Source organism: Comamonas sp. GCA5 (genome assembly GCF_036541385.1).
GTDB classification, from domain to species: domain Bacteria; phylum Pseudomonadota; class Gammaproteobacteria; order Burkholderiales; family Burkholderiaceae_C; genus Comamonas; species Comamonas aquatica.
This window is the reverse complement of record NZ_JAZHFR010000193.1, coordinates 1-973: the sequence shown is the minus strand read 5'-3', so window position 1 is coordinate 973 and position 973 is coordinate 1. Positions and strand designations below refer to the sequence as shown.

At 58.7% G+C, this 973-nt stretch carries 1 protein-coding gene; it reads right to left on the bottom strand.

Features of this window, described 5'->3' with window-relative positions:
• A partial coding sequence (gene istA, locus SJH88_RS19175; protein WP_274755395.1) for an IS21 family transposase occupies nucleotides 1-973 on the bottom strand: 973 nt, incomplete at both ends.

The window sequence follows — 973 nt, the reverse complement described above, 5'->3', positions numbered from 1 at the left end:
AAGCTTGCAGTCGTTTGAATGCGTCTGGCAACTCGGCAAACGGCGCACCGTTGCGCAATGCGCCAGGCTTGCGCTGCAATACGGCCAAGTAATGGCGCCAGTCATAGACCGTACGCCCAGAGCCTTGGTGATTGCGCTCAATGATGCGCGGGTGTTCACAGACGAACTGGCCTTCGGCCACGACGACCAGGCGGTCGGCATAAACCTGCAAGCTCACAGGCCGGTTGGCATAAGAGGCTGGCACGCTGTAGCGATTGCGTTCAAAGTGAACTAGGCAGGTGGGCGAGACCCGTTTGGCATGCTCGACAAAGCCGTCAAACGGACGAGGCATGGGCATCAAGGCTGGGCGCTCCTGGACCCAAACATCCGCGACAGAGCCAGGCAATTGGCCATGCGCAATCTCTTGCCATAACTGCTGACACCGTTGCTCTAGCCAATCGTTGAGGGCTCTGAGTGTCGGAAACGCTGGTGCAGATTGCCAGATACGATGGCGAGCGTCCCGAACATTCTTCTCGACCTGACCCTTCTCCCATCCCGAGGCCGGGTTGCAAAACTGTGCCTCGAACAGGAAGTGGCTGGCCATCGCACTGAAGCGGGCATTGACCTCTCTGAGCTTGCCACGGCCGACACGATCAACGGCTGTGCGCATGTTGTCGTAGATACCTCGCCTAGGGATGCCTCCCAACACCGCAAAGGCACGGTTGTGGGCATCGAACAGCATCTCATGGGTTTGTAGCGGATAGGCCCGTAGATAGAAGGCTCGGCTGTGGCTGAGCTTGAAGTGAGCCACTTGCAGCTTGGTGCGCACACCCGCAATGACAGCCCAATCCTCGCTCCAGTCAAACTGGAAGGCTTCGCCAGCGCCGAAGACCAGGGGCACAAAAACGCCTCGCCCTGATGTCTGCTCAGTCGCATGACACTGAGCCTTCCACACTCTGGCAAAGGCAGCGACTCGGTTGTAGGAGCCTGTGTA